Annotated in this window: 1 protein-coding gene and 1 pseudogene; both read right to left on the bottom strand. The window is 77.1% G+C overall.

From position 1 onward, the window contains the following. On the bottom strand, window positions 1-436 hold a 436-nt coding region (locus ND748_RS32205), incomplete at its 3' end, for a cobalamin biosynthesis protein (RefSeq protein ID WP_251750046.1). An 82-nt stretch (window positions 437-518) separates the two neighbouring features. Next, window positions 519-1285: pseudogene (locus ND748_RS32210) on the bottom strand (RNA helicase); the annotation flags it as partial.

The following is a 1285-nucleotide window of genomic DNA, read 5'->3' on the forward strand; positions in this document are numbered from 1 at the left end:
GCTCCGCGCCCAGGCGCCTGCCCTGCCGGCGCAGCGACGCCCCGCCGAGCACCACCCAGGTCACCGCCGCGGTCAGCACCATCGGCGCCAACGACGCGACAGGAGCCGCCAGCGCGATCGGAGCAGTCGGAGCGACTGACGCGGTCGGCACGATCGGCGCGATCGGCGCGGCCAGCGCTACCGGGGCAGCCGGCACGATCGGGACGTCGCCGCATGCCCGCGTGCAGACGCGCTCGGCGACGGCGGCGGGCACGGCGACCGCGGCCAGCAGCAGAGCGGTGTGCAGGGCCCCGGCGGCGCGGTCGTCCCGGTAGAGCAGCCGTTCCAGCCCGCCGGCCGCCCGCCCGAAGCCGGCGACCGGGTGCAGCCGCGCCGGATCGGCGAGCAGCGCGTCGAGAGCCGCGCCGAGCACCAGCCCGCCGGCGCGCGCCGCCACGCGACGACCCGCCGTACCGCGCACCGCCACGCGACGACCCGCCGTACCCCTCACCGCCACGCGACGACCCGCCTGCGCCGGCTCAGACACTGGTTGCGTAGGCGACGACGCCGTGGCGAAGCGCATCCATCGCGGCGCGGGCGGTGCGGCGCACCCGGGAGTCGTCGGGGGCGACCTTGGCGATCTGGTCGAGCAGGTCGAGCAGCTGGCGCATCCACCGGACGAAGTCGCCGGCGGTCAGCTCCAGCCCGCTGTCGGTGAGGACCCGTTCCAGCGGCCGGCCCACCGCCCAGTCGTGAGCGGCGGGGACGAATCCGAGCTCGGGCGTGCGCAGGAACGCCAGCCGGTGGCCCTGCTCGGTCGCGGCGAGCCGGAACGCCAGGCGGCCCATCTCGTCCAGGCAGTCGCGCAGCGCCGCGCCGCCGGGCAGCGCCGGGACGCCCACGTCGTCGCCGCGCGGCTCGAAGACCAGGGTGGACACGGCGGCCGCGAGCGCCGGCGCGGTCAGGTCCGCCCAGATGCCGGCGCGCAGACACTCGGAGACGAGCAGGTCCTGCTCGGAGTAGATGCGGGCCAGCACCCGGCCGGCGTCGGTGACCGTGTCGCCGTCGAGGTAGCCGAGTTCCGCCAGCGCCGCGCGGACCCGGTCGAACGTCTTCGCGACCGTGTTCGTGCGGCCCTCGACCTTCCGGGAGATCGCCGCGGTCTCCTTGGCGAGCCGGTTGACCTGCTCGGCGGAGCGCAGATGCTCCTCCCGGCGCGGGCAGTCGTGCACCGGGTGGGCGCGCAGGGCCCGACGCAGCCGGGCGAGCTCGGCGTCGTCGGCGGCCGCGGAACGCGCCTTGGCCC

Origin of the sequence: Frankia sp. AiPs1 (assembly GCF_023716945.1) — a bacterium.
GTDB lineage: Bacteria > Actinomycetota > Actinomycetes > Frankiales > Frankiaceae > Frankia.